Below are 19,061 nucleotides of genomic sequence, written 5' to 3' on the forward strand. Positions count from 1 at the left end.
CCGTGCACACTCATTCATCCGGGGGCGACGAGTCGACGAGCGACCTCCTGATGATGGCGGCGCGCTCGATGCGCCGCTCCTTCGGTGAGGTGATGGCGGAGTACGACGTCACGCCGAGCCAGGCGCGCGCTCTTCGCGCCGTCGCGGAGCTCGGCCCGGTCCGGCTCTCCACCCTCGCCGAGCGGTTGCGGATCGCGCCCCGGTCGGCGACCGAGGTCGTCGATGCCCTCGAGGAGAGGTCACTGGTCGCGCGTCAGCCTGATCCGGCCGACCGGCGTGCGACCAGCGTCGTACCCACGTCGGCGGGGACGGCGTTGCGCGCGAAGCTCGACGAGGCCCGTCGTACGGCGACCGAGGAACGGCTGTCAGTGCTCAGCGACGCCGACCGGGCCGAGCTCGACCGGATCCTGCGGTTGGTCGTCGCTCAGGAGTAGCGGTGGCTCTTGGCGGCGTGGCCGGCCTCGCGGGTGCAGCTGCGGCCGTTCATCGACCGGTGGCCGCACAGGCCGTCATCGGTCGCCGCCTGCGGCTCGGTCTTGGGATCGGTCTTCGGCTTGGCCGCCGTCTTCTTCTTCGGCTCCGTCTTCGGCTGGGCCTGGGGCTGACCGCTCAGGGCGGCGGCGGCCCGTGCGTACTTGGCCTCACGCATCGCGCGCAGCTCGTCGGTCTTGCTCATCGTTCACTCACGAGATCAAACCTATGTCACGGCACCGACATCTGGAGGGGCGGTGTCGAAGCACCGCCCTCCAGCGTCGTAGCGCTCCGGTCAGCGCACCCGGTACCTGCCCGAGGCGGCGCTGGCGTCGAGCACGCTGCTGCCGAGGTAGCGGACCTTCACCTTCGTGGAGCCGCGGCCGGTGGCCTTGACCCTCAGCGTCAGGCGGCCGTCGCTGACGGTGCTGACGTGGCGGTCCCGATCGGACGGTCGGCACCGGTCGCCGTGACGCGCACCGAGATCCGCGCGCCCACGTCGGCGACGCCGAGCCGGTACGTCGACCCGGTACTCCACGGACGAGACACCGGCCTCCAAGTGGTTCGATTCCTACCTTCCGAAGAAGCCCGTTCCCTATGACAACGACCTCAGGGACCGCCAGATCAAGCAGAACCAGGCCAGGTACGGCCGCTGTCCAGGACCACCTCCCGTCGGTTCAGCGACCCCCGCCCCAGCATGAACACGGGCCACCCCGGATCCCTATGGCGACATGGTGCGGCGGGCCCAGCCGGCCTCGCTGCCCGCGCCGACAGCCAGCGGAAAGACCCACCTCAACCGAGCTGCTCGAACAGCGAGACGATGATCCCCTCCGGTCCACGCACGTAGGCCATCCGCACACTGCCCTCGTACTCGCCGATGCCGGCGACGAGCCCGTAGCCGTCCGCGGCCACGGCGTCCACCGCTGCCTGCAGGTCGCCGACCTCGAAGGAGACATTGCGCAAGCCCAGCTCGTTGGCCATCGCGGCGGGCGATCCGGGCACGTGGTCAGGGGTGACGAAGCTCGAGAGCTCCAGCCGTGCTCCGCCGTCGGGCGACTTCAGCATCGCGATCCGGCAGTGCGCGCCCCGGATGCCGCAGACGGTCTCGACGAACTCGCCCTCCACTGATCCGGTGCCCTCGACCTCGAGGCCCAGCCCGACGAAGAACGCCGTCGCCGAGTCGAGGTCGGCGACGGTGATGCCGATGTGGTCGAAGCGTCGTACGTGTGACATGTGAGCCATCCTTCGCTGGTGAAACTGGTCGAGTCGAAGCTGGGACCGAGCCGGGGCCGGGATCTCGACATGCTGCCCTGGCAACGCCGTCTTAGTGTGGGGACATGTCTGACGCGCCTGATCACCCCATCGCCTACACCGCGCTCCAGCCCGGCACGCCGGTGCAGACGAGCGACGGGCACACGTTCGCCACGGTCCAGGACGTGCTCGTCGACGAAAGGGTCTCGGTCTTCGACGGCATCCTCGTCGAGACGTCCGAAGGGACCCGGTTCGTCGACGCTGACCAGATCGGCTCGATCTACACCAGCCACGTCCGTACGACGCTCTCCGCGGACCAGGCGGGGAATCTTCCCCATCCGGAGGAGTCGACCCTGGTCGAGATCAAGCCGGCGAGGTCGATGGCGGACCGGTTGGGGCGCATGTTCGGTCGCGGGAACCGGTAGCGCCTGCGTCTCAGCGACCTCAGTCGGAGATCTGCGCGTTGCCCTGCGCCTTCAACGCGTCGAGACCGTCCCGCATCGCCTGCAGCTTCTCGGGAGAGTGGCCGACCCAGTCGACGAGCTCGCGCACGACGCGGAGCGGCTCGCGGCTGCGGAAGGACTGCGTCGGATTGCCGGGGAACTTCTTGTCGGTGACGTTGGGGTCGTCCTCGAAGTCACCCGTCGGCTCGACGACGTAGATACGGCCGCGGCCCTCGCCCGCGGCGAGCTCGGCGCCCCAGGTCGCGGCATCGAGGGTGGCAGTGAAGTAGACGTGGTTCATCACCCGGCCGGCTTCGAAGTTGGACTCGCGGCGGGGCACCAGCAGATCGCCCGCGGCGAGGTCGGCCTTCGTGCCGTGCAGGTAGAGACCGGCCTGGTAGACCTCGAAGGCCACCGGTTCGCCCATCGCGCTCATGTGTCGACAGTACTGACGTGACGGACGAATCCCGTCGCGTTGTGTCGATGGCGGAGACATCACATGGCACGATCGCGCCATGCGAAGCATGAGACGGGCGTCACTTGCGGCTCTGGCCACGATCGCTCTCATCGGCGGAGCGCTGACGGCGACCGACATCGCCACCGCGGCGCCGGGCGACTTCGTCGTGCGGGGGAGCGTCAACCAGGTGTACCTGCTGGACGCGACCGCCGGACAGGGCGTGGAGCTGGTCGCCGGCGCCAACAAGGTCGTCGGCACGGGCACCGTGGACACCGCGGGCAGCTTCGCCTGGCGTGAGCTCGACCCCGGCAGCTACACGGTGCGTACGACGAGCGGCCGGGCGGCGTCGAAGGCCGCCACGGTCACGGACTACGACGACCCGGCTCCGGCTCCGTCGTTCTACTCCGGCCAGACCCTCGACAAGGGCTTCGGCTACATCACGACCCGCGACGGCACCACGCTCTCGGCGAACGTCACCTTCCCGCCCGGCACCGGGCCCTTCCCGACCGTGGTCGAGTACTCCGGCTACGACCCGAGCAACCCCAAGAACACCGTGATGGCGCAGCTCTACACGAACCTGGGCTTCGCCTACGTCGGCGTGAACATCCGCGGCACCGGGTGCTCGGGCGGCTCGTTCCGCAACTTCGAACCGATCCAGAGCCTCGACGGCTACGACATGATCGAGACCATCGCAGCGCAGCCGTGGGCGCAGTTCCACAAGGTCGGGATGGTGGGCATCTCCTACCCCGGCATCTCGCAGCTGTACGTCGCGCAGACCCAGCCGCCGAGCCTCTCCGCGATCTCGCCGCTGTCGGTCATCGACGACACCTACCAGGGCACTCTCTACCCGGGCGGCATCCTCAACACCGGCTTCGCCGTCCCGTGGGCGAAGGACCGCGCCGAGGACGCGGCGCCGTACGGCGAGGGCTGGGAGCAGCCGCGCGTCGACGCGGGCGACACCGTCTGTGCGGCCAACCAGGCGCTGCGCCTGCAGAACCCCGACCCACTGCAGCTGATCAAGGACAACCCGTTCTACACGAAGGAGGTCGGCGACCCGATCTCGCCGATGCTCTTCGCGAAGAAGATCAACGTGCCGGTCTTCCTGGCCGGCGCCTGGCAGGACGAGCAGACCGGCGGGCACTTCCCGGCCATGCTCGACGACTTCACCTCGTCGCCGCACCTCTACGCGACCATGACCAACGGTTCGCACACCGAGTCGCTGAGCCTCGGCGTCTTCGACAAGTACGCCGACTTCCTGGATCTGTACGTCGGCCAGCGGGTCCCCACAGGACGCAAGGCGTTCGTGGCTCCCATCCTGGCGAGTGTGCTCACCGGCGTCAGCGGCCTGACGATGCCGACCGGCACCAGCTACGCCGGCATGACCTACGGCAAGGCGCTCTCGACGTTCGAGCGCCAGGACCCGATCCGGGTCCTCTTCGAGGAGGGCGCGGCCGACGGGAAGCCGGCCGGGTCGCCGCTGCCGCGCTTCGAGAAGTCGTTCAAGTCCTGGCCGATCGCGCGTGCCAAGGCGACCGCCTGGTACCTCTCGCCGGGCAAGAACCTCCGCGAGAAGCCGTCCGAGGCGGCTCCGGGCAAGACCAAGGCGCGCAGCTACCGGGCCCGTCCCAACGCGCTGCCGAAGACCACCTTCACGGGCCCGGGCTCGATCTGGGCGGTCAACCCGACGTACAACTGGAAGCAGATCCCGGCCGGCACCGGACTCGGGTGGATCACCCCGCCGCTGAAGCAGACCCTGGTCGCCGTCGGCACCGGCTCGGTCGACCTGTGGGTGCGCACCCCCGGAGCCCGCGACACCGACCTCGAGGTGACCCTCACCGAGGTGCGACCGAACGGTCGGGAGGTCTACGTCCAGTCGGGCTGGCTGCGCGCCAGCCACCGCAAGCTCGCCAGGGCGAAGTCGACGGTGATCTCGCCGGTGCACACCAACCGTGAGGCGGACGCCAAACCGCTGTCGCGCAAGCAGTTCACCAAGCTCCGGGTCGAGCTCTTCCCGTTCGCACAGCCCTTCCGCAAGGGCTCGCGGATCCGGATCACGGTGGACGCCCCCGGTGGCTCCCGCCCGACCTGGTCCTTCGAGACCATCTCTCACGGGGAGCGAGTGCAGATCGCTGCCGACCGGAAGCACCGCTCGCGGATCGTGCTGCCGCTGGTCGCGGGGATCGACGTACCCACGAAGGCGCCGAAGTGTGGCTCGCTGCGCAGCCAGCCGTGCCGGACGTACGGCCGGAGGTAGTCGTCCGGCAGGATTGCCCTCATGCGAGTGGGACTGACCGGAGGCATCGCCTCGGGCAAGAGCACGGTGTCGGCGATCCTGGCCGAGCTCGGCGCCGTGATCATCGACGGCGACAAGCTGGCGCGCGAGGTGGTCGAGCCGGGCACACCCGGCCTGGCTCAGGTGGTCGAGGCCTTCGGACCGGAGATCCTGCTGCCGGACGGTGGGATGGACCGCGCCAAGGTCGGCCAGATCGTCTTCAACGACGAGGCGAAGCGCAAGGTGCTCGAGGGGATCGTGCACCCGCTGGTCTTCGAGAGGTACGCCGCGCTCGAGGCGTCGGCCCCGAAGGACGGCGTCGTCATCCACGATATCCCGCTGCTCGCCGAGTCCGGCCGGGCCGACACCTTCGACGCAGTGATCGTCGTCGAGACGCCGGCAGAGGTCCAGATCGAACGGATGCTGCGGGACCGTGGCTGGTCTCGGGCTGACGCAGAGTCCCGCATCGCCGCCCAGGCCACGCCCGAGCAGCGCCGCGCGATCGCGACGTACCTGATCGTCAACACGGGCACGCGCGAGGAGCTCCGCGCCCGCGTCGAGGCGGTGTACGCGGAGCTGGTGGCTGCGGCCTGAAATGGTCTCGACCCCGCCCGAGGAGTCGGACGGGGTCGAGCAGTTGGTTGCGACTATGCAACCACGTCAGTATCGCGGTCAGGCCGCGAGGTCGGGGTCGCCGAGGCGACGGAGCTTTTGCAGGGCTTCCCGCTCGAGCTGGCGCACCCGCTCGGCGGAGATGCCGTGCTTCAGGCCGATGTCGGCGAGCTTGTGCTGCCGACCGTCGACCAGGCCGTAGCGCGACCGGATGATGTCGGCGGCGCGGTCATCGAGCTGGCCCACCAGGCTGTTGAGCCGCTCGCGCGACTCGACGTCGAGCACGGACAGGTCTGGACCCGGCGTCGTCTCCTGAGCCATCAGGTCACCCAGCGACGTGTCGCCGTCCTCGTCGATCGGCGAGTCCAGGCTGACGTGCTCGCGGCCCCAGGCCATCAGGTCGAGGACCCGCTCGAGCGTCATGCCGAGCTCGTTGGCGATCTCCTGTGGGTCGGGGTCGCGGCCGAGCTGCCGCTCCAGGGTGCGACGGGCGCCGCCGACCTGGTTGAGCTCCTCGACGACGTGCACGGGGAGCCGTACGACGCGAGCCTGCTGCGCGATGCCGCGGGTGATCGCCTGCCGCACCCACCAGGTGGCGTACGTCGAGAACTTGTAGCCCTTCGTGTAGTCGAACTTCTCGACCGCACGGATCAGGCCGGTGTTGCCTTCCTGGATCAGGTCCAGCATGGGCATCTGGGCCCGGCCGTACTTGCGAGCGATCGAGACGACCAGCCGCAGGTTCGCGTTGATGAAGGTCTTGACCGCTTGGCGACCCTCCTCAGCGAGCCACTCGAGCTCGTCCTGGGTCGCCGACATCGGCGCGCCACCCTTCTTGCGGCCGACGCGGCCCTCAGCGAGCAGGTGCTCAGCCATCAGGCCGGCCTCGATCGTCTTCGAGAGCTCGACCTCGGACTCGGCGTCGAGCAACGGGTTGCGGGCGATCTCATCGAGGTAGAGGCCGACGCTGTCGCGGCCCTCGATCTCGCGCGTTCGGGCCGGAGCGGTACGGGTAGCCATGTGACGCCCTCCTTCGATCGTGGACGACGCCATTGCGTCTCCACACGTTCTCAACAACGTCCACGGTGACCTTTGGATTCCCTTGGTAAACGTGAACCTTCAATAGTGACGACGTGTGAGACGGCCGGGGAGTTGCATGGGGGTCGTACTCTCAGGGACTTCTCAGGGGCGGCCCCAGGATCAGGCTCGGGGTTCGGCCCCTGCCAGGCCCATCCGGTCGAGGATCCAGGCGAGCGTGAACGCCCGGTCGTGCCACGACTTGTACCGTCCGGACACGCCGCCGTGACCGGCCGACATCTCGGTGCGGAGCAGGAAGTCCTGGCGTCCGACGGCGGTCGCTCGCAGCCGCGCGACCCACTTCGCGGGCTCGACGTAGAGCACGCGGGTGTCGTTGAGCGACGTCTCGGCCAGGATCGGCGGGTAGTCGACCGCCGCCACGTTGTCGTACGGCGCGTACGACGCCATGTAGTCGTAGACGGCCGGGTCGGCCTCCGGGTTGCCCCACTCGTCGTACTCCGTGACCGTCAGCGGAAGGGTCGCGTCGAGCATCGTGGTGAGCGCGTCGACGAACGGCACCTGCGCGACGATGCCGGCGAACTGCTCGGGCGCCTGGTTGGCGACAGCCCCCATCAGCAGCCCGCCGGCGCTGCCACCCTCGGCGACCAGCGAGTCCGCCGTCGACCAGCCGGCCTCGACGAGGTGGCGCGCGCACGCGACGAAGTCGGAGAACGAGTGCTGCTTGTTGAAGAGCTTGCCGTCGTCGTACCACCGCCGGCCCATCTCGCCGCCACCGCGCACGTGGGCGATCGCGAACGCCGCACCGCGGTCGAGCAGGGCGAGCCGCGCGATCGAGAAGTACGGGTCGATCGAGGTCTCGTAGGCGCCGTACCCGTAGAGCAGCGTCGGCACCGTGCCGGTGCGGCCCTTGCGCGCGACGATCGAGACCGGGATCCGCTCACCGTCGTCGGCGACCGCCCAGAGCCGGTGCTCCTCGTAGTCGGCGGGGTCGTAGCCGCCCAGCACCGGAGACCGCCGCAGCAGGGTCAGCGACCGGCTGCGCACGTCGTAGTCGTAGACCGAGGGCGGCACCGCCATCGTCGTGTAGCCGAGGCGGACGACAGGCTGGTGGAAGCCCGGATTGCCGGACGAGCCGACCGTGTAGATCTCGTGGTCGAACTCGACGAGGTAGTCGTCGGCGACGCCCTGGTCGCCGAGCTCGAGGATCCGCAGCTGGGTGAGGCCCTCGCTGCGCTGGTGGACCACGAGGTGGCCGGCGAACGCGTCCACGTCCTCGAGGCGTACGGCGGGGTCGTGCGCGATCAGCGGCCGCCAGCCGGCCGCCGGGGTCGGTGCGATCGGCGCGGTGGCCAGCTCGAAGTCGGCTCCCGTGTGGTTGTGCATCACCAGGAAGACGTCCTCGCCGGCGATCACGGCGTGGTCGAGGGAGTACTCGAGCCCCTCGACGCGCTCGGAGAAGACCTGCCAGCCGGCGTCGGGGTCGTCGGCGTCGAGGAAGCGGTACTCGCTCGTCGTCTTCGAGCCCGCCGCGATCACCAGGAACCGATCGGTGCGGGTGCGGCCCACGCCGACCCAGAAGCGGCCGTCGGTCTCGTGGTGGACGAGCACGTCCTCGTCCTGGCTGGTGCCGAGCCGGTGCCGCCAGATCTTGTCGGCACGCCACGAGTCGTCGACGGTCGTGTAGTAGAAGTGCTCGCTCGCGCGGTCCCAGGTGGCGCCGCCGAGCGAGCCGGCGATCTCGTCGGTGTGCAGCTGGCCGGTGGCCAGGTCCTTGACCCGGATCGTGTAGCGCTCGTCGCCGACCACGTCGGTCGCATAGGCCAGCAGGGTGCCGCTCGGGCTGACCGAGGAGCCGCCCAGGGAGAAGAACTCGTGGCCCTCCGCGAGCGCGTCGAGGTCGAGCAGGACCTGCTCGCCGGGCAGCGCCGGCTGGTCGGGCGCAGTGTCCTCGGCGGGCTTCGGCGGGGTCCAGTCATCGGGGTCGGCGACCGGGACGCGGCAGCTCGCGCCGTACTCCTTGCCCTCGAAGGAGCGCCCGTAGTACCAGAAGCCCCGGTTGCGGGTGGGCACCGACAGATCGGTCTCGCGGGTGCGGGCCTTGATGCCGTCGAAGACGGCCTGCCGCAGGTCGGCGAGGTGCGCCGTCCGGTCCTGGGTCCAGGCGTTCTCGTCCTCGAGGTACGCCGTGACCTCGGGCGAGTCCTTGTCACGCAACCACTCGTAGTCGTCGGTGCGGGTGTGGCCGTGGATCTCGGTGCTGGTGGGTCGCTTGTCGGCGACGGGCGGCTGCATGTCGCGACGATAGCGTTGGGCCATGCACGCCAAGACGGTCGACCTCAACGCCGACCTCGGCGAGGAGGTCACCGACGACGCCGCGCTGCTCGCGGTCGTCACCAGCGCCAACGTCGCATGCGGCTACCACGCCGGCAACGCCGCCATCATGGGCGTGGTGTGCGCGGAGGCAGCACGGCTCGGCGTCTCGGTCGGCGCCCAGGTGTCGTACGACGACCGGGTGAACTTCGGACGGGTCGCCCGCGACGTGCCCTACGCCGTGCTGCGCGACCAGGTCGCCGACCAGGTCGGCACTCTCGCCGAGCTCGCGGTGGCCGCCGGCACCTCGGTGCGCTACCTCAAGCCGCACGGCGCCCTCTACCACCGGGTCCTCGACGACGAGGAGCAGGCGCAAGCGGTGCTCGACGGCTCGGGTGACCTGCCCGTGCTCGGGATGCCCGGCCGGCTGCTCACGCTCGCGGCGGAGGCAGGGCGCGCGGTCTTCCACGAGGGCTTTCCCGATCGCGGCTACACGCCGGACGGGCGTCTGGTGCCGCGCTCGGAGCCCGGTGCGCTGGTGACCGACGAGAGCCAGATCGTGGCCCAGGCACTCGCCCTGGCAGCGACCGTCGACTCCGTGTGCCTGCACGGCGACAGCCCGGATGCGGTCGCGCACGCCATCGCCGTACGCCGCGGTCTGGCCGAAGGTGGTCTGGTGCTGCGAGGGCTGTAGGGGTGAAACCACTCACCTGGGGCTGCCGTGCCCCGATCATGTGCAGGTGACCATCAAGCTGCGCCGCGCGCTGACCGCCGCCGCCATCGCCCCCGTCCTCTTCGCTCTCGGCGCCTGCAGCGGATCGGTCTCCGTCGACACCGGGGGCTACGACCCCGCTGACGTCGCCGACCAGGTCCAGAAGGCCCAGGAGAAGGCGACCCCCGACCTGGAGGTCACGGACGCGAGCTGCCCGGACGACTCCGAGCCGGAGAAGGGCGCCTCCATCGAGTGCACGGTGTCCATCGAGGGCGTCGAGGCGCCGTACACGGTCACCTTCACCACCGTGACCGACGACGACGTGAAGTTCGACATCGCCCCGGCCCAGGCGATCATCTCGACCGACAAGGTCGTCGACTACCTCGTCCAGGAGGCGACCGACCAGGGCATCGAGGCCGCCGAGGCCGACTGCGGCGAGGACGCCATCATCGTCCAGGATCCCGACACCACGTTCGGATGCACGCTCTACATGGGCGACGAGACGCAGGACGTCACCCTGCGGGTGAAGGACCTCGACGGCACGGTCGCCCTCGAGTCCTGAGTCCGTCCAGACTGTCTCCATGCAGCTGCGCCCCGTCGGCCGTTCCGCGGTCCTCGCCGAGGTCGCCCACGCCGTCGAGGCACTCGATCTCGCGACCTGGGCCCGGTCGGCGGGCGTCGGCGCGGCTGAGGTGGTGCCGGCGGCGCAGACCGTGCTCTTCGACGGGGTCCCGGACGTCGCGGCGCTGACCGCTCTGCTGCGCGAGTGGACGGCGACCGGCGTGCCGCCCGGTGGCGAGCGGGTCGAGGTGCCGGTCGTGTACGACGGGCCGGACCTGGCGTCCGTCGCCGATCTCTGGGGGACCGACGTGGCCGGCGTCGTCGCTCGGCACTCCGAGATCGAGTACGTCGCGGCGTTCTGCGGCTTCGCGCCGGGCTTCTCCTACCTGTCCGGGCTGCCGGGGGAGCTCGCCGTACCCCGGCTGGACTCGCCGCGTCCGCGGGTGGCGCCCGGGTCGGTCGGCCTCGCCGGGAGCTGGTGCGGCGTCTACCCGACCGCGTCGCCGGGCGGGTGGCGCCTGCTCGGCCGCACCGAAGCAACGCTGTGGGACCCGGCGCGCGACCGGCCGGCGCTGCTGGCGCCCGGCACGCGGGTGGTGTTCGTCCCCCGATGACGTCTCTCCACGTGCTCGCCACCGGCCCGCTGGTGACGGTCCAGGACCGCGGCCGAGTGGGCCTCGCCCACCTCGGGGTCGCCCGGGCAGGCGCCCTCGACGCCCCCGCTGCCGCCCTGGCCAACCGGATCGTCGGCAACGACGCGGACGACGCGGTGCTCGAGGTCGTGCTCGGCGGTCTCGAGCTGCGCGCCGACGGTGGCTGCTGGGTAGCGGTCGCCGGGGCCGGCAGCGCCCATGCCCGCGCCGAGTGGCTCCCCAAGGGTGGCACGCTCCGAGTCCCGACGCCGCCGACCGGCGTGTGCACCTACGTCGCGGTGGCCGGCGGTATCGCGGTGCCCCCAGTGCTCGGCTCGCGGTCCACCGACACGCTCGCCTGGGTCGGCCCGCCCCGGGTGGAGGCCGGCGCCGTGCTGCCGGTGGGGCAGCCGCGAGGCCGACCACAGCCGCTGGACACGCCGCGCCCGCCGCGACCCGGTCCGCTGCGGGTCCGGGTCGGTCCGCGGGCGGACTGGTTCGTCGAGGGCGCGCTCGACCGGCTCTGCGCGACGCCGTACGTCGTGGCTGCCGACTCCAACCGGATCGGTCTGCGCCTCGACGGGGCGTCGATCCCGCGGGCCGGACACGAAGAGCTGCCGAGCGAGGGGATGGTCCTCGGAGCCGTACAGGTGCCGCCGTCCGGCGTGCCGATCGTGTTCCTGGCCGACCATCCACCGACCGGTGGCTACCCGGTGCTCGCGGTCGTCGACGAGGACGACCTGTGGCAGTGCGCGCAGCTGCGTCCGGGCGACGCGGTGACGTTCACTCGGGCTGGGTCGGCGGGAGCCAGGGGCTGAGCTCCGGGTCGTCCTCGGAGTAGCTGCGCACCGGACCGGCCGGCGTCGCGGCCGTCTCGAAGCGCACCGTCACGACCCCGCGGCCCGAGCCCCACACCCAGCCCTGCCCCATCTCGGTGTGGACGACGTCCATGCCCGGCGCCCAGACACGGCGGGAGTGGTGTGGCACCTTGACCTCGGGCAGCTCCTCCTCTTCCTCGGCCGTCTCGCCGAACAGGTCCTCCTGCACCCAGTCGGCGAGCCCGGAGACACCGACCCCGAGCAGGCGTACGCCGCCCGAGGTGTCCAGGTCGGCGAGCAGCCCGCGCGCCAGCCGCGCGATGGTCGACGCGGTGTCGGTGGGAGAGGCGAGCGTGTTCGAGCGGCTCACCGTGGTGAAGTCGTGCATCCGCACCTTGATCGTGATGGTGCGACCCGAGAGCCCGGCCTTGCGCAGTCGGCGGGCGACGTCGCCGGCCTGCCGGGTCAGCAGGTGCTCCATCAGGCTTCGGTCGGTCAGGTCATGGTCATAGGTGCCCTCGACGCTCACCGACTTGGCCTCGCGCTCGGCCACCACCGGGCGGTCGTCCTCGGCGCGGGCGAGGCTGTAGAGCCAGTGCCCGCTGGCCTTGCCGAGCAGCCGGACCAGCTCGTCCTCGTCCAGGGACTCCAGGTCGGCGACGGTGTGCACCCCGACCCGGCGCAGCCGCTCGGCCGTCGCCGGTCCGACGCCGGGGAGCACGGTGACCTTCATCGGGCGGAGCAGGTCGCGCTCGGTGCCGGGGGCGACCACGACGAGACCGTCGGGCTTGTCGAGGTCGCTGGCGACCTTGGCGATGAACTTCGAGGTCCCGATCCCGACCGACGCCGTCAGCCCGCCCGTCACCTCGGTGAGCCGTGAGCGGAGCTCCTCGGCGAACGCGGTCACCGAGGGCAACGACAGGTCGGCGAGGCCGGGGTGCTCGGTCGTGTCGGCCGCAGCCAGGTCGATGAACGCCTCGTCGAGCGAGAGCGGCTCGACGAGCGGCGACACCGAGCGCAGCAGTCGCATCACCTCGTCACTGGTGGACCGGTAGGCGTGGAACCGCCCACTCAGGAACGCCGCGTGGGGGCAGCGCGAGCGCGCCTCCCGGGTCGACATGGCCGAGCGGACGCCGTACTCGCGGGCCTCGTACGACGCTGTCGAGACCACACCGCGACCGCCGACGCCGCCCACGATCACCGGCTTGCCGCGCAGCGACGGCTTGTCGCGCTGCTCGACCGCCGCGAAGAACGCGTCGAGGTCGAGGTGCAGCACCGACGCAACCGCTCGCACCTCGGCAACCTATCGCGGACCACGGACGGTGCCCGACGGCCCACCTTCCGTCCACAGCCGACCGTCCCGCAGGAGTCTGCACAACCCCACCCGAAGACCCCCCGTCACCGTCGGCGAGGCCCGGGAACGTCGTCGGCATGACCGCAGACCAGACCACACCCACGACCACCCTGACCGCCCGCACCCCGGAGGACGTCCTCGCCGTGGTGCCCGTCGTCCTCGGCTTCGAGCCCACCGAGTCACTGGTGATGCTCACCTTCGGCTGCGACCCGCCGTTCCACGCGCGGGCCGACCTGCCGATCCGGCCCGACGAGGTCGTCGCAATGGCCGGATCGCTGGTCGACCCGGCGCGCCGGCACCGCGTGCCACGGGTGTTCCTGCTCGTCTACAGCGAGCGCGACACCTTCGCCGACCGCGCGCTCGAGCAGACGGCTCGCGCCCTGCGACGAGCCGGCGTCGAGGTGATCGACGGGCTGCGCACCGACGGTCGTCGCTGGTGGCCGGTCCCCGGGCGGGCGGGAGTTCCCGCCGCCGGAGTGCCCTACGACCTGTCAGCCCACCCGTTCGCCGCCCAGGCGGTCTACGACGGCCGGGTCGTGCACCCGTCCCGCGAGCGTCTGGCGGCGACGGTCGCCGCCGACCCCGAGCTGGTTGGCCGGCTGGTTCCGGCCTTGGCAGCGCTCACCGGCGATCCGCTCCCGGCGCTCGACGAGGGGGCGTGGGCGCGGGAGCTCGTGGTCCGGCACGTCGAGGCCGGCACCGCGCCCGACGACGCCGAGGTCGCCCGGTTGCTGCGCGGGATGCTCGACCTCCGGGTCCGCGACGCGGCCTGGTCGCCGCTGCGCCGCCCGCGGGCACGCGAGCACGTGGAGCTCTGGGCCCACGTGGTCCGGCGGGCGCCCGACCCTCTCGTGCCCGCGCCGGCGGCGCTGCTGGCGTTCGCGGCGTGGCAGGCCGGCCAGGGCGCTCTCGCCTGGTGCGCCGTCGACCGGTGCGTCGAGGTCGATCCGGGCTACTCGCTGGCCGGGTTGGTCGCCGAGCTGTTGACCCGAGCGGTGCCGCCCGACACCTGGGAAGGAGGCTTCGACTGGACCGTGGGCATGGCGACCTGAGGTGCCGGGTAGTGCAGGGGCATGGCGCGGACGGTGGGAGTCGAGGAAGAGCTCCTGCTCTTCGACCCCGCGACCCGGGAGGTGGTCGCCGCGGCCCCCTCGGTCCTCAAGCAGTTCCGGGAGCACGGCCACGGCCGCCGGCTGCCGCGCGCGGCCACCGACGAGCTGGACCAGGAGCTGTTCCGGCACCAGCTCGAGACCCGTACCGACCCGGAGAGCGACCTCGACGCGGTGCTCGCGCAGGTCGTGGCCGGACGACGGACAGCCGGTGAGGCCGCACGGGCCGCCGATCTCCGAGCGGGTGCTTGCGGGATCGTGCCGCTGGGCGGAGACCGGTCGGTGGTCACGTCCAACGACCGCTACCTGGACATGGTCGCGATGTACGGCGAGGTGGCGCGCACGGGCGGCACCTGCGGGATGCACGTGCACACCGAGGTCTCCTCGGACGAGGAGGGCGTGGCCGTCATCGACCGGATCGCACCGTGGCTGCCGACGCTGCTGGCACTGAGCTCGAACTCCCCGTTCGTCGACGGCCGCGACTCCGGCTACGCATCGTGGCGGGCGCAGGTGTGGTCCCGCTGGCCGAGCGCAGGTCCGACCGAGCCGTTCGGCTCCGTCGAGGGTTATGCCGCCGTGAGCGACATGCTGATCGCGACCGGAGCGGCCCGCGACGTGGGGATGCTCTACTACGACGCCCGGCTCTCCGCCGAGCACCCCACCGTCGAGGTGCGGATCTGCGACGTCTGCACGGAGCCCGAGATCGCCGTGGGGATCGTGGCGCTGGTGCGGGCACTGGTCGAGACAGCGGCCGGGGCCGAGCACGCGGGCCGGCGCCCGTTGCGCTGGCGCGCGGAGACGCTGCGGGCCGCCCAGTGGCGAGCCGCACGCTTCGGGATGTCCGACACGCTCGTCGACCCGACGACCAACGGACTCCGGCCGGCCCGCGAGGTCCTCGAGACGCTGGTCGCCGAGCTGCGACCCGCACTCGAGGATGCCGGCGACCTGGATCGCGTCGGGCTCCTGCTCGAGCGCTGTGTCAGCGACAACGGCGCCACCCGGCAGCGTGCCGCCTACGAGCGCACCGGCGAGGTCGCGGCGGTCGTGGACGACCTGATCCGCCGTACGGAAGCATCCTGGAACGCCCAGGTTGGGCACTAAGGTCAGGCCATGGGCGAAGAGGTAGCTGCTCAGGAGTTCTCCCGCGCTGATCGCACGCGCCACCGGGAGAAGGTGCGCCGCAACCTCGACGTGTTCGCCCGGATGCTGCGCGAGGCGCGCTTCGACACCGACGACCCGATGACCGGGCTCGAGGTCGAGCTCAACCTCGTCGACGAGGTCGGCGACCCGGCGCTGAAGAACGCCGAGGCGCTGGAGGCGATCGCCGACCCCGACTTCCAGACCGAGCTCGGGCAGTTCAACATCGAGATCAACGGTGCCCCGGCGAAGCTGCGCGAGGGCGGGCTGACGACGTTCGAGGAGAGCCTGCGGCGCAGCCTCAACGACGCCGAGCAGAAGTCGGCCGCCATCGGCGCGCACATGGTGATGATCGGCATCCTGCCGACCCTGGCTGAGGGGCACATGGGGATGGGCAGCTTGAGCGCCAACCCGCGCTACAAGCTGCTGAGCGAGCAGATCCTCAACGCCCGCGGCGAGGACATCACGATCGCCATCGACGGGACCGAGCGGCTGCGTTCGAGGTCGGACTCGATCGTGCCCGAGGCCGCCTGCACCAGCACCCAGTTCCACGTGCAGACCTCGCCGGACCAGTTCGCGGCGTACTGGAACGCGTCCCAGGCGATGGCGGCGGTGCAGGTGGCGGTGGGTGCCAACTCGCCGTACCTCTTGGGCAAGGAGCTGTGGCGCGAGACCCGGATCCCGCTCTTCGAGCAGGCGACCGACACCCGCAGCGAGGAGCTGAAGGCGCAGGGCGTCCGCCCACGGGTGTGGTTCGGCGAGCGGTGGATCACCTCGGTGTTCGACCTGTTCGAGGAGAACGTCCGCTTCTTCCCGGCGCTGCTGCCGGTCACCGACGACGAGGACCCGCTGGCGGTGCTCGAGGACGGCGGCACCCCCCGGCTCCCCGAGCTGCGCCTGCACAACGGCACCATCTACCGCTGGAACCGCCCGGTCTACGACGTCGCCGGGGGAGTGCCCCACCTGCGGGTCGAGAACCGCCTGCTGGCCGCCGGGCCGACCGTCGCAGACACGATCGCCAACGCCGCGTTCTACTTCGGCCTGGTGCGAGCTCTCGCCGAGAGCGAGCGACCGTTGTGGTCGCAGATGTCCTTCAGCGCCGCTGAGGAGAACTTCCACGTGGCCGCGCGCCAGGGCATCGACGCCCACGTCTACTGGCCGGGGGTGGGCCAGGTGCGCGCGACGGAGCTGGTGCTGCGGCGGCTGCTGCCGATGGCCCGCGAAGGGCTCGCGTCGTGGGGCGCGTCGACCGAGGAGTCGGACCGGTTGCTCGGGATCATCGAGCAGCGCTGCCTGCTCAACACCAACGGCGCCGAGTGGTTCGTCCAGCGAGTGCGTGCCGAGGGCAACCGGGACCGCTACGACGCGCTGCGGGCGGCCCTGCTCGATTACCGCGACCGGATGCATACCAACGAGCCCGCGCACACGTGGGACTGACTCCTCACCGCTCGCGCAGCCGCTTCCACTCCCGCCGTACGCCGGTGCGCGGGTCGAACCAGCCCCGGCGGGTGACCACCACGAGCACCAGGTCGACGGCGGCTTCGCTGCTGGCCGAGCGCGCCGCGGCGAGCCAGGCCAGGTCGAGGTCCCCGACCTCGAGCGGACCCGATCGGGTCAGCCACAGCATCGGGACCGCGCCCGCCACCGGCGCGTGCCGGCGTGAGGTGTGCAGCAGCGCGGCCACGACGTCGGTGCGCAGCGCGTGGTCGAGCTCCTCGTCCGGTCCGACGACGAACACGTCCTCCGGCCCACCCGGCCAGCCGACGTGCAGCAGGGGCGGGTGGACCCGGCGCCGCTCGCGGGCCGCGTGGTCGGCGACGGCCCGGCGCAGCACGGTGTGCAGCGGTCGGGTCAGCGGCTCGTGGATGCCGTCGATCGCGCTCACCTCCCGTCGTCGGCGGTCCCTCACTCTTGCCCCATCCGTACGGCGCGCGCCCGGCTCGTCCACAGGCTGCATGCCCGCAGCTGGATCGGTTACGGTGCCGGTGGGCTCCCGGCCCGTTCGGCAGCAACCACCTTGGGAGGATCGATGGGAACCGTCGTCGTGGGGTACGTGCCCAAGCCCGAGGGTGAGGCCGCGCTGCAGACCGCCATCGCCGAGGCGAAGCTCCGGTCGGCCAGCCTGGTCGTCGTGAACTCGCAGCGAGGTGGCGCCGACTTCGACCAGGATGCCGCCACCCAGGCCGACCGCGAGATGGGTGCCGTTCGCTCTGTGCTCGACGGGTCCGGCGTGCCCTACGAGATCCGCCAGCTGGTGCGTGGCTTCGAGCCCGCCGAAGACCTGATCAGCATCGCCGAGGCCAGCCAGGCCGAGCTGATCGTGATCGGCCTGCGCCGCCGCTCGCCTGTCGGCAAGCTGATCCTCGGCAGCAACGCCCAGCGCATCCTGCTCGACGCCCACTGCCCGGTGCTGGCGGTCAAGGCCGAGTGAGCCGGGGCAATCGCTGCCTCGCGCAACGTCATACGCCGCGCAACGTCATGCGGATGGAGCGTCCGCTTGCTCCATCCGCATGACCTCCCGGAGGTCTGCGGCAAGATGGGGGCATGGCCACGATCCACATCACCGGTGACGACGCCGCCGACCAGGTGCTGACCGACGACCCCTTCGCCCTGCTGGTCGGGATGATGCTCGACCAGCAGTACCCGATGGAGCACGCATTCCGCGGCCCGGCCAAGGTGCTCGACCGGTTCGGCACCCTCGAGCCGGCGCGGATCGCGGCCGCCGACCCGGAGGAGTTCGCCGCCCTCTGCTCCACGCCGCCGGCGATCCACCGGTTCCCCGGCTCGATGTCCGCGCGGCTGCAGGAGCTCGCCAAGATCGTCGAGGACGAGTACGACGGGCACGCCGAGCGGATCTGGACCGAGGCGGCCGACGGCCGCGACTTCCTCAAGCGGATGCAGGCGCTGCCCGGGTTCGGCAAGCAGAAGGCCCAGATCTTCGTAGCGCTGGTCGCCAAGCAGCTCGACGTACGACCAGACGGCTGGGAGGCCGTCGTGGGTGCGTACGCCGAGGACGGCTACCGCTCCGTGGCCGACGTCGTCGACGGCGCGAGCCTGCAGAAGGTGCGTGACTTCAAGAAGCAGAAGAAGGCCGAGGCCAAGGCGCAGGCCGGCTGACACGAGCCGTTGGTCCGAGGCGCCCGGGGTGCCGATCTATGGTTGCGTTCGTGGAGTTGGATGACGTCGCAGCACTCATCAGACGCCCCGTGCTGCGGACGTTCGACCTCGACCGGACCGTCTCGGACGAGGTCGTGCGTCGCCTTCTCGAGGCCGCGCGTTGGACCGGGTCGGCACGCAACCGCCAACCCTGGAGGTTCGTGACGGTCCGTGATCGATCCACCCTCCGACGGCTGTCCGGCCTGGGGGCCTACGCGCAGTTCGTAGCGGATGCCCCGGTCGTCCTGGTGCTGTCCTCGGTGCACAACGAGTACGCGGACAGCGAGTTCGACGTCGGCAGGATCACCCAGTCGATCGTCATCGCCGCGGCCGCGCTCGGCCTGGGAAGCTGCCCGGCAACCCTGTTCCCCGAGGAGAACGTCGATGCTGCGCGCAGCATCGTGGACCTCCCCGCCGACTGGCGCCCGCGCCACCTGCTCGCACTCGGGTACCCGGCCATCATCCAGATGACGGCGTCCGGGGTCCCGGCCGTGCCTCGCGGACGGCGCGAGCTCGTCGACCTCGTGCTGGAGGATTCCCCTGGGCTGTGAACCGGCCTCGGCTCCGGGCGCCACTTGCGGGTCGATCTCGGTGCGCACCGGCCGAGCATGGTCCAGACGAGGACCGGACCGGTCGCCCCGGTTGCCGGATTCTCAGGGGGTGCGTGGCAGAATGTTCATCGCGGCTCTTGACGTCTCCGGGACGGGCCGCGCCCTAGATCTGTTTTGACC

Annotated in this window: 22 protein-coding genes; 14 read left to right on the plus strand and 8 right to left on the minus strand. The window is 71.1% G+C overall.

Annotation, left to right across the window (positions count from 1 at the left end; translation table 11 throughout):
* Window positions 1–2 precede the first annotated feature (2 nt).
* On the plus strand, window positions 3–434 hold the full coding sequence (locus tag ABEA33_RS25815) for a MarR family winged helix-turn-helix transcriptional regulator (RefSeq protein WP_345529994.1): 432 nt from the start codon (window positions 3–5) through the stop codon (window positions 432–434).
* Here ABEA33_RS25815 and ABEA33_RS25820 read toward each other — a convergent pair.
* The 3 genes from ABEA33_RS25820 to ABEA33_RS25830 form a co-directional block, all read right to left on the minus strand.
* Window positions 425–676, minus strand: a complete 252-nt coding sequence (locus ABEA33_RS25820; RefSeq protein WP_345529995.1) for a hypothetical protein — start codon at window positions 674–676, stop codon at window positions 425–427. The two genes, ABEA33_RS25815 and ABEA33_RS25820, sit on opposite strands and share 10 nt — an antisense overlap.
* Before the next feature lie 90 nt (window positions 677–766).
* Window positions 767–1,030, minus strand: a complete 264-nt coding sequence (locus tag ABEA33_RS25825) for a hypothetical protein (protein ID WP_345529996.1) — start codon at window positions 1,028–1,030, stop codon at window positions 767–769.
* Window positions 1,031–1,263: 233 nt separating this feature from the next.
* The gene (locus ABEA33_RS25830) at window positions 1,264–1,704 is read right to left on the minus strand and encodes a VOC family protein (RefSeq protein WP_345529997.1); all 441 of its coding nucleotides are present in this window, start codon (window positions 1,702–1,704) and stop codon (window positions 1,264–1,266) included.
* Window positions 1,705–1,808: 104 nt separating this feature from the next.
* Here ABEA33_RS25830 and ABEA33_RS25835 point away from each other — a divergent pair, with 104 nt between their 5' ends.
* Window positions 1,809–2,147, plus strand: coding sequence for a hypothetical protein (locus tag ABEA33_RS25835; RefSeq protein WP_345529998.1), 339 nt, complete (start codon window positions 1,809–1,811; stop codon window positions 2,145–2,147).
* 19 nt (window positions 2,148–2,166) lie between these two features.
* On the opposite strand, the gene arr is transcribed toward ABEA33_RS25835, so the two are convergent.
* Window positions 2,167–2,601: an NAD(+)--rifampin ADP-ribosyltransferase gene (arr, locus tag ABEA33_RS25840; RefSeq protein ID WP_345529999.1), complete on the minus strand. Its 435-nt coding sequence runs from the start codon at window positions 2,599–2,601 to the stop codon at window positions 2,167–2,169.
* A gap of 79 nt (window positions 2,602–2,680) precedes the next feature.
* Here arr and ABEA33_RS25845 point away from each other — a divergent pair, with 79 nt between their 5' ends.
* Entirely contained in the window at window positions 2,681–4,876 is a 2,196-nt protein-coding gene (locus tag ABEA33_RS25845) for a CocE/NonD family hydrolase (RefSeq protein ID WP_345530000.1), read from the plus strand.
* Between the two features lie 21 nt (window positions 4,877–4,897).
* Window positions 4,898–5,488, plus strand: a complete 591-nt coding sequence (gene coaE, locus ABEA33_RS25850; protein ID WP_345530001.1) for a dephospho-CoA kinase — start codon at window positions 4,898–4,900, stop codon at window positions 5,486–5,488.
* 78 nt (window positions 5,489–5,566) lie between these two features.
* On the opposite strand, the gene ABEA33_RS25855 is transcribed toward coaE, so the two are convergent.
* Together ABEA33_RS25855 and ABEA33_RS25860 are read right to left on the minus strand one after the other, a co-directional pair.
* Window positions 5,567–6,523: a sigma-70 family RNA polymerase sigma factor gene (locus ABEA33_RS25855; RefSeq protein WP_345530002.1), complete on the minus strand. Its 957-nt coding sequence runs from the start codon at window positions 6,521–6,523 to the stop codon at window positions 5,567–5,569.
* Between the two features lie 180 nt (window positions 6,524–6,703).
* Window positions 6,704–8,833, minus strand: coding sequence for a S9 family peptidase (locus tag ABEA33_RS25860; RefSeq protein ID WP_345530004.1), 2,130 nt, complete (start codon window positions 8,831–8,833; stop codon window positions 6,704–6,706).
* A gap of 22 nt (window positions 8,834–8,855) precedes the next feature.
* Between ABEA33_RS25860 and ABEA33_RS25865 the strand changes: the two genes are divergently transcribed.
* Genes ABEA33_RS25865 through ABEA33_RS25880 form a run of 4 tightly spaced genes read left to right on the plus strand, consistent with a single transcriptional unit; the run spans window position 8,856 to window position 11,574 of the window.
* Complete coding sequence (locus tag ABEA33_RS25865; protein ID WP_345530005.1) at window positions 8,856–9,545, plus strand: 5-oxoprolinase subunit PxpA; 690 nt, start codon at window positions 8,856–8,858, stop codon at window positions 9,543–9,545.
* A 46-nt stretch (window positions 9,546–9,591) separates the two neighbouring features.
* On the plus strand, window positions 9,592–10,125 hold the full coding sequence (locus ABEA33_RS25870) for a DUF4333 domain-containing protein (protein ID WP_345530006.1): 534 nt from the start codon (window positions 9,592–9,594) through the stop codon (window positions 10,123–10,125).
* Window positions 10,126–10,144: 19 nt separating this feature from the next.
* Entirely contained in the window at window positions 10,145–10,738 is a 594-nt protein-coding gene (locus ABEA33_RS25875; protein WP_345530007.1) for a 5-oxoprolinase subunit B family protein, read from the plus strand.
* Window positions 10,735–11,574 carry a 5-oxoprolinase subunit C family protein gene (locus ABEA33_RS25880; protein ID WP_345530009.1) on the plus strand — a complete coding sequence of 280 codons (840 nt, stop codon included), beginning with the start codon at window positions 10,735–10,737 and terminating at the stop codon, window positions 11,572–11,574. The genes ABEA33_RS25875 and ABEA33_RS25880 overlap by 4 nt, the downstream gene beginning before the upstream one ends.
* Here the strand turns inward: ABEA33_RS25880 and ABEA33_RS25885 are convergent.
* Window positions 11,540–12,868, minus strand: coding sequence for a DNA polymerase IV (locus ABEA33_RS25885; RefSeq protein WP_345530011.1), 1,329 nt, complete (start codon window positions 12,866–12,868; stop codon window positions 11,540–11,542). The genes ABEA33_RS25880 and ABEA33_RS25885 overlap by 35 nt on opposite strands.
* 137 nt (window positions 12,869–13,005) lie before the next feature.
* Between ABEA33_RS25885 and ABEA33_RS25890 the strand changes: the two genes are divergently transcribed.
* From ABEA33_RS25890 to ABEA33_RS25900, 3 genes are read left to right on the plus strand one after another with little or no spacing between them, the layout of a single operon-like run.
* Complete coding sequence (locus ABEA33_RS25890) at window positions 13,006–13,980, plus strand: DUF4192 domain-containing protein (protein ID WP_345530012.1); 975 nt, start codon at window positions 13,006–13,008, stop codon at window positions 13,978–13,980.
* 21 nt (window positions 13,981–14,001) lie between these two features.
* Entirely contained in the window at window positions 14,002–15,138 is a 1,137-nt protein-coding gene (locus tag ABEA33_RS25895) for a carboxylate-amine ligase (RefSeq protein WP_345530013.1), read from the plus strand.
* A 9-nt stretch (window positions 15,139–15,147) separates the two neighbouring features.
* Window positions 15,148–16,611 (plus strand): glutamate-cysteine ligase family protein, encoded by a 1,464-nt coding sequence (locus ABEA33_RS25900; RefSeq protein WP_345530014.1) that lies wholly within the window; start codon window positions 15,148–15,150, stop codon window positions 16,609–16,611.
* 4 nt (window positions 16,612–16,615) lie between these two features.
* Here ABEA33_RS25900 and ABEA33_RS25905 read toward each other — a convergent pair whose 3' ends face one another.
* A complete protein-coding gene (locus ABEA33_RS25905; protein ID WP_345530015.1) occupies window positions 16,616–17,059 on the minus strand; it encodes a hypothetical protein in 444 nt (147 codons plus the stop codon).
* Window positions 17,060–17,203: 144 nt separating this feature from the next.
* Between ABEA33_RS25905 and ABEA33_RS25910 the strand changes: the two genes are divergently transcribed.
* The 3 genes from ABEA33_RS25910 to ABEA33_RS25920 all read left to right on the plus strand — a co-directional run bounded on the left by ABEA33_RS25910 (window position 17,204) and on the right by ABEA33_RS25920 (window position 18,881).
* Entirely contained in the window at window positions 17,204–17,605 is a 402-nt protein-coding gene (locus tag ABEA33_RS25910) for a universal stress protein (protein ID WP_345530016.1), read from the plus strand.
* A gap of 113 nt (window positions 17,606–17,718) precedes the next feature.
* On the plus strand, window positions 17,719–18,291 hold the full coding sequence (locus tag ABEA33_RS25915; protein WP_345530017.1) for an HhH-GPD-type base excision DNA repair protein: 573 nt from the start codon (window positions 17,719–17,721) through the stop codon (window positions 18,289–18,291).
* A gap of 50 nt (window positions 18,292–18,341) precedes the next feature.
* Window positions 18,342–18,881 (plus strand): nitroreductase family protein, encoded by a 540-nt coding sequence (locus ABEA33_RS25920; RefSeq protein ID WP_345530018.1) that lies wholly within the window; start codon window positions 18,342–18,344, stop codon window positions 18,879–18,881.
* Window positions 18,882–19,061: the final 180 nt, after the last annotated feature.

Source organism: Nocardioides endophyticus (assembly GCF_039543845.1).
In the GTDB taxonomy this organism is placed as follows: Bacteria; Actinomycetota; Actinomycetes; order Propionibacteriales; family Nocardioidaceae; genus Nocardioides; species Nocardioides endophyticus.

Coding starts and splice junctions, on each gene's coding strand:
- ABEA33_RS25820 (WP_345529995.1), bottom strand. CDS start 676: ATGAGCAAGACCGACGAGCTGCGCGCGATGCGTGAGGCCAAGTACGCA.
- ABEA33_RS25830 (WP_345529997.1), bottom strand. CDS start 1,704: ATGTCACACGTACGACGCTTCGACCACATCGGCATCACCGTCGCCGAC.
- ABEA33_RS25835 (WP_345529998.1), top strand. CDS start 1,809: ATGTCTGACGCGCCTGATCACCCCATCGCCTACACCGCGCTCCAGCCC.
- arr (WP_345529999.1), bottom strand. CDS start 2,601: ATGAGCGCGATGGGCGAACCGGTGGCCTTCGAGGTCTACCAGGCCGGT.
- ABEA33_RS25845 (WP_345530000.1), top strand. CDS start 2,681: ATGCGAAGCATGAGACGGGCGTCACTTGCGGCTCTGGCCACGATCGCT.
- coaE (WP_345530001.1), top strand. CDS start 4,898: ATGCGAGTGGGACTGACCGGAGGCATCGCCTCGGGCAAGAGCACGGTG.
- ABEA33_RS25855 (WP_345530002.1), bottom strand. CDS start 6,523: ATGGCTACCCGTACCGCTCCGGCCCGAACGCGCGAGATCGAGGGCCGC.
- ABEA33_RS25860 (WP_345530004.1), bottom strand. CDS start 8,833: ATGCAGCCGCCCGTCGCCGACAAGCGACCCACCAGCACCGAGATCCAC.
- ABEA33_RS25865 (WP_345530005.1), top strand. CDS start 8,856: ATGCACGCCAAGACGGTCGACCTCAACGCCGACCTCGGCGAGGAGGTC.
- ABEA33_RS25875 (WP_345530007.1), top strand. CDS start 10,145: ATGCAGCTGCGCCCCGTCGGCCGTTCCGCGGTCCTCGCCGAGGTCGCC.
- ABEA33_RS25880 (WP_345530009.1), top strand. CDS start 10,735: ATGACGTCTCTCCACGTGCTCGCCACCGGCCCGCTGGTGACGGTCCAG.
- ABEA33_RS25890 (WP_345530012.1), top strand. CDS start 13,006: ATGACCGCAGACCAGACCACACCCACGACCACCCTGACCGCCCGCACC.
- ABEA33_RS25895 (WP_345530013.1), top strand. CDS start 14,002: ATGGCGCGGACGGTGGGAGTCGAGGAAGAGCTCCTGCTCTTCGACCCC.
- ABEA33_RS25900 (WP_345530014.1), top strand. CDS start 15,148: ATGGGCGAAGAGGTAGCTGCTCAGGAGTTCTCCCGCGCTGATCGCACG.
- ABEA33_RS25910 (WP_345530016.1), top strand. CDS start 17,204: ATGGGAACCGTCGTCGTGGGGTACGTGCCCAAGCCCGAGGGTGAGGCC.
- ABEA33_RS25915 (WP_345530017.1), top strand. CDS start 17,719: ATGGCCACGATCCACATCACCGGTGACGACGCCGCCGACCAGGTGCTG.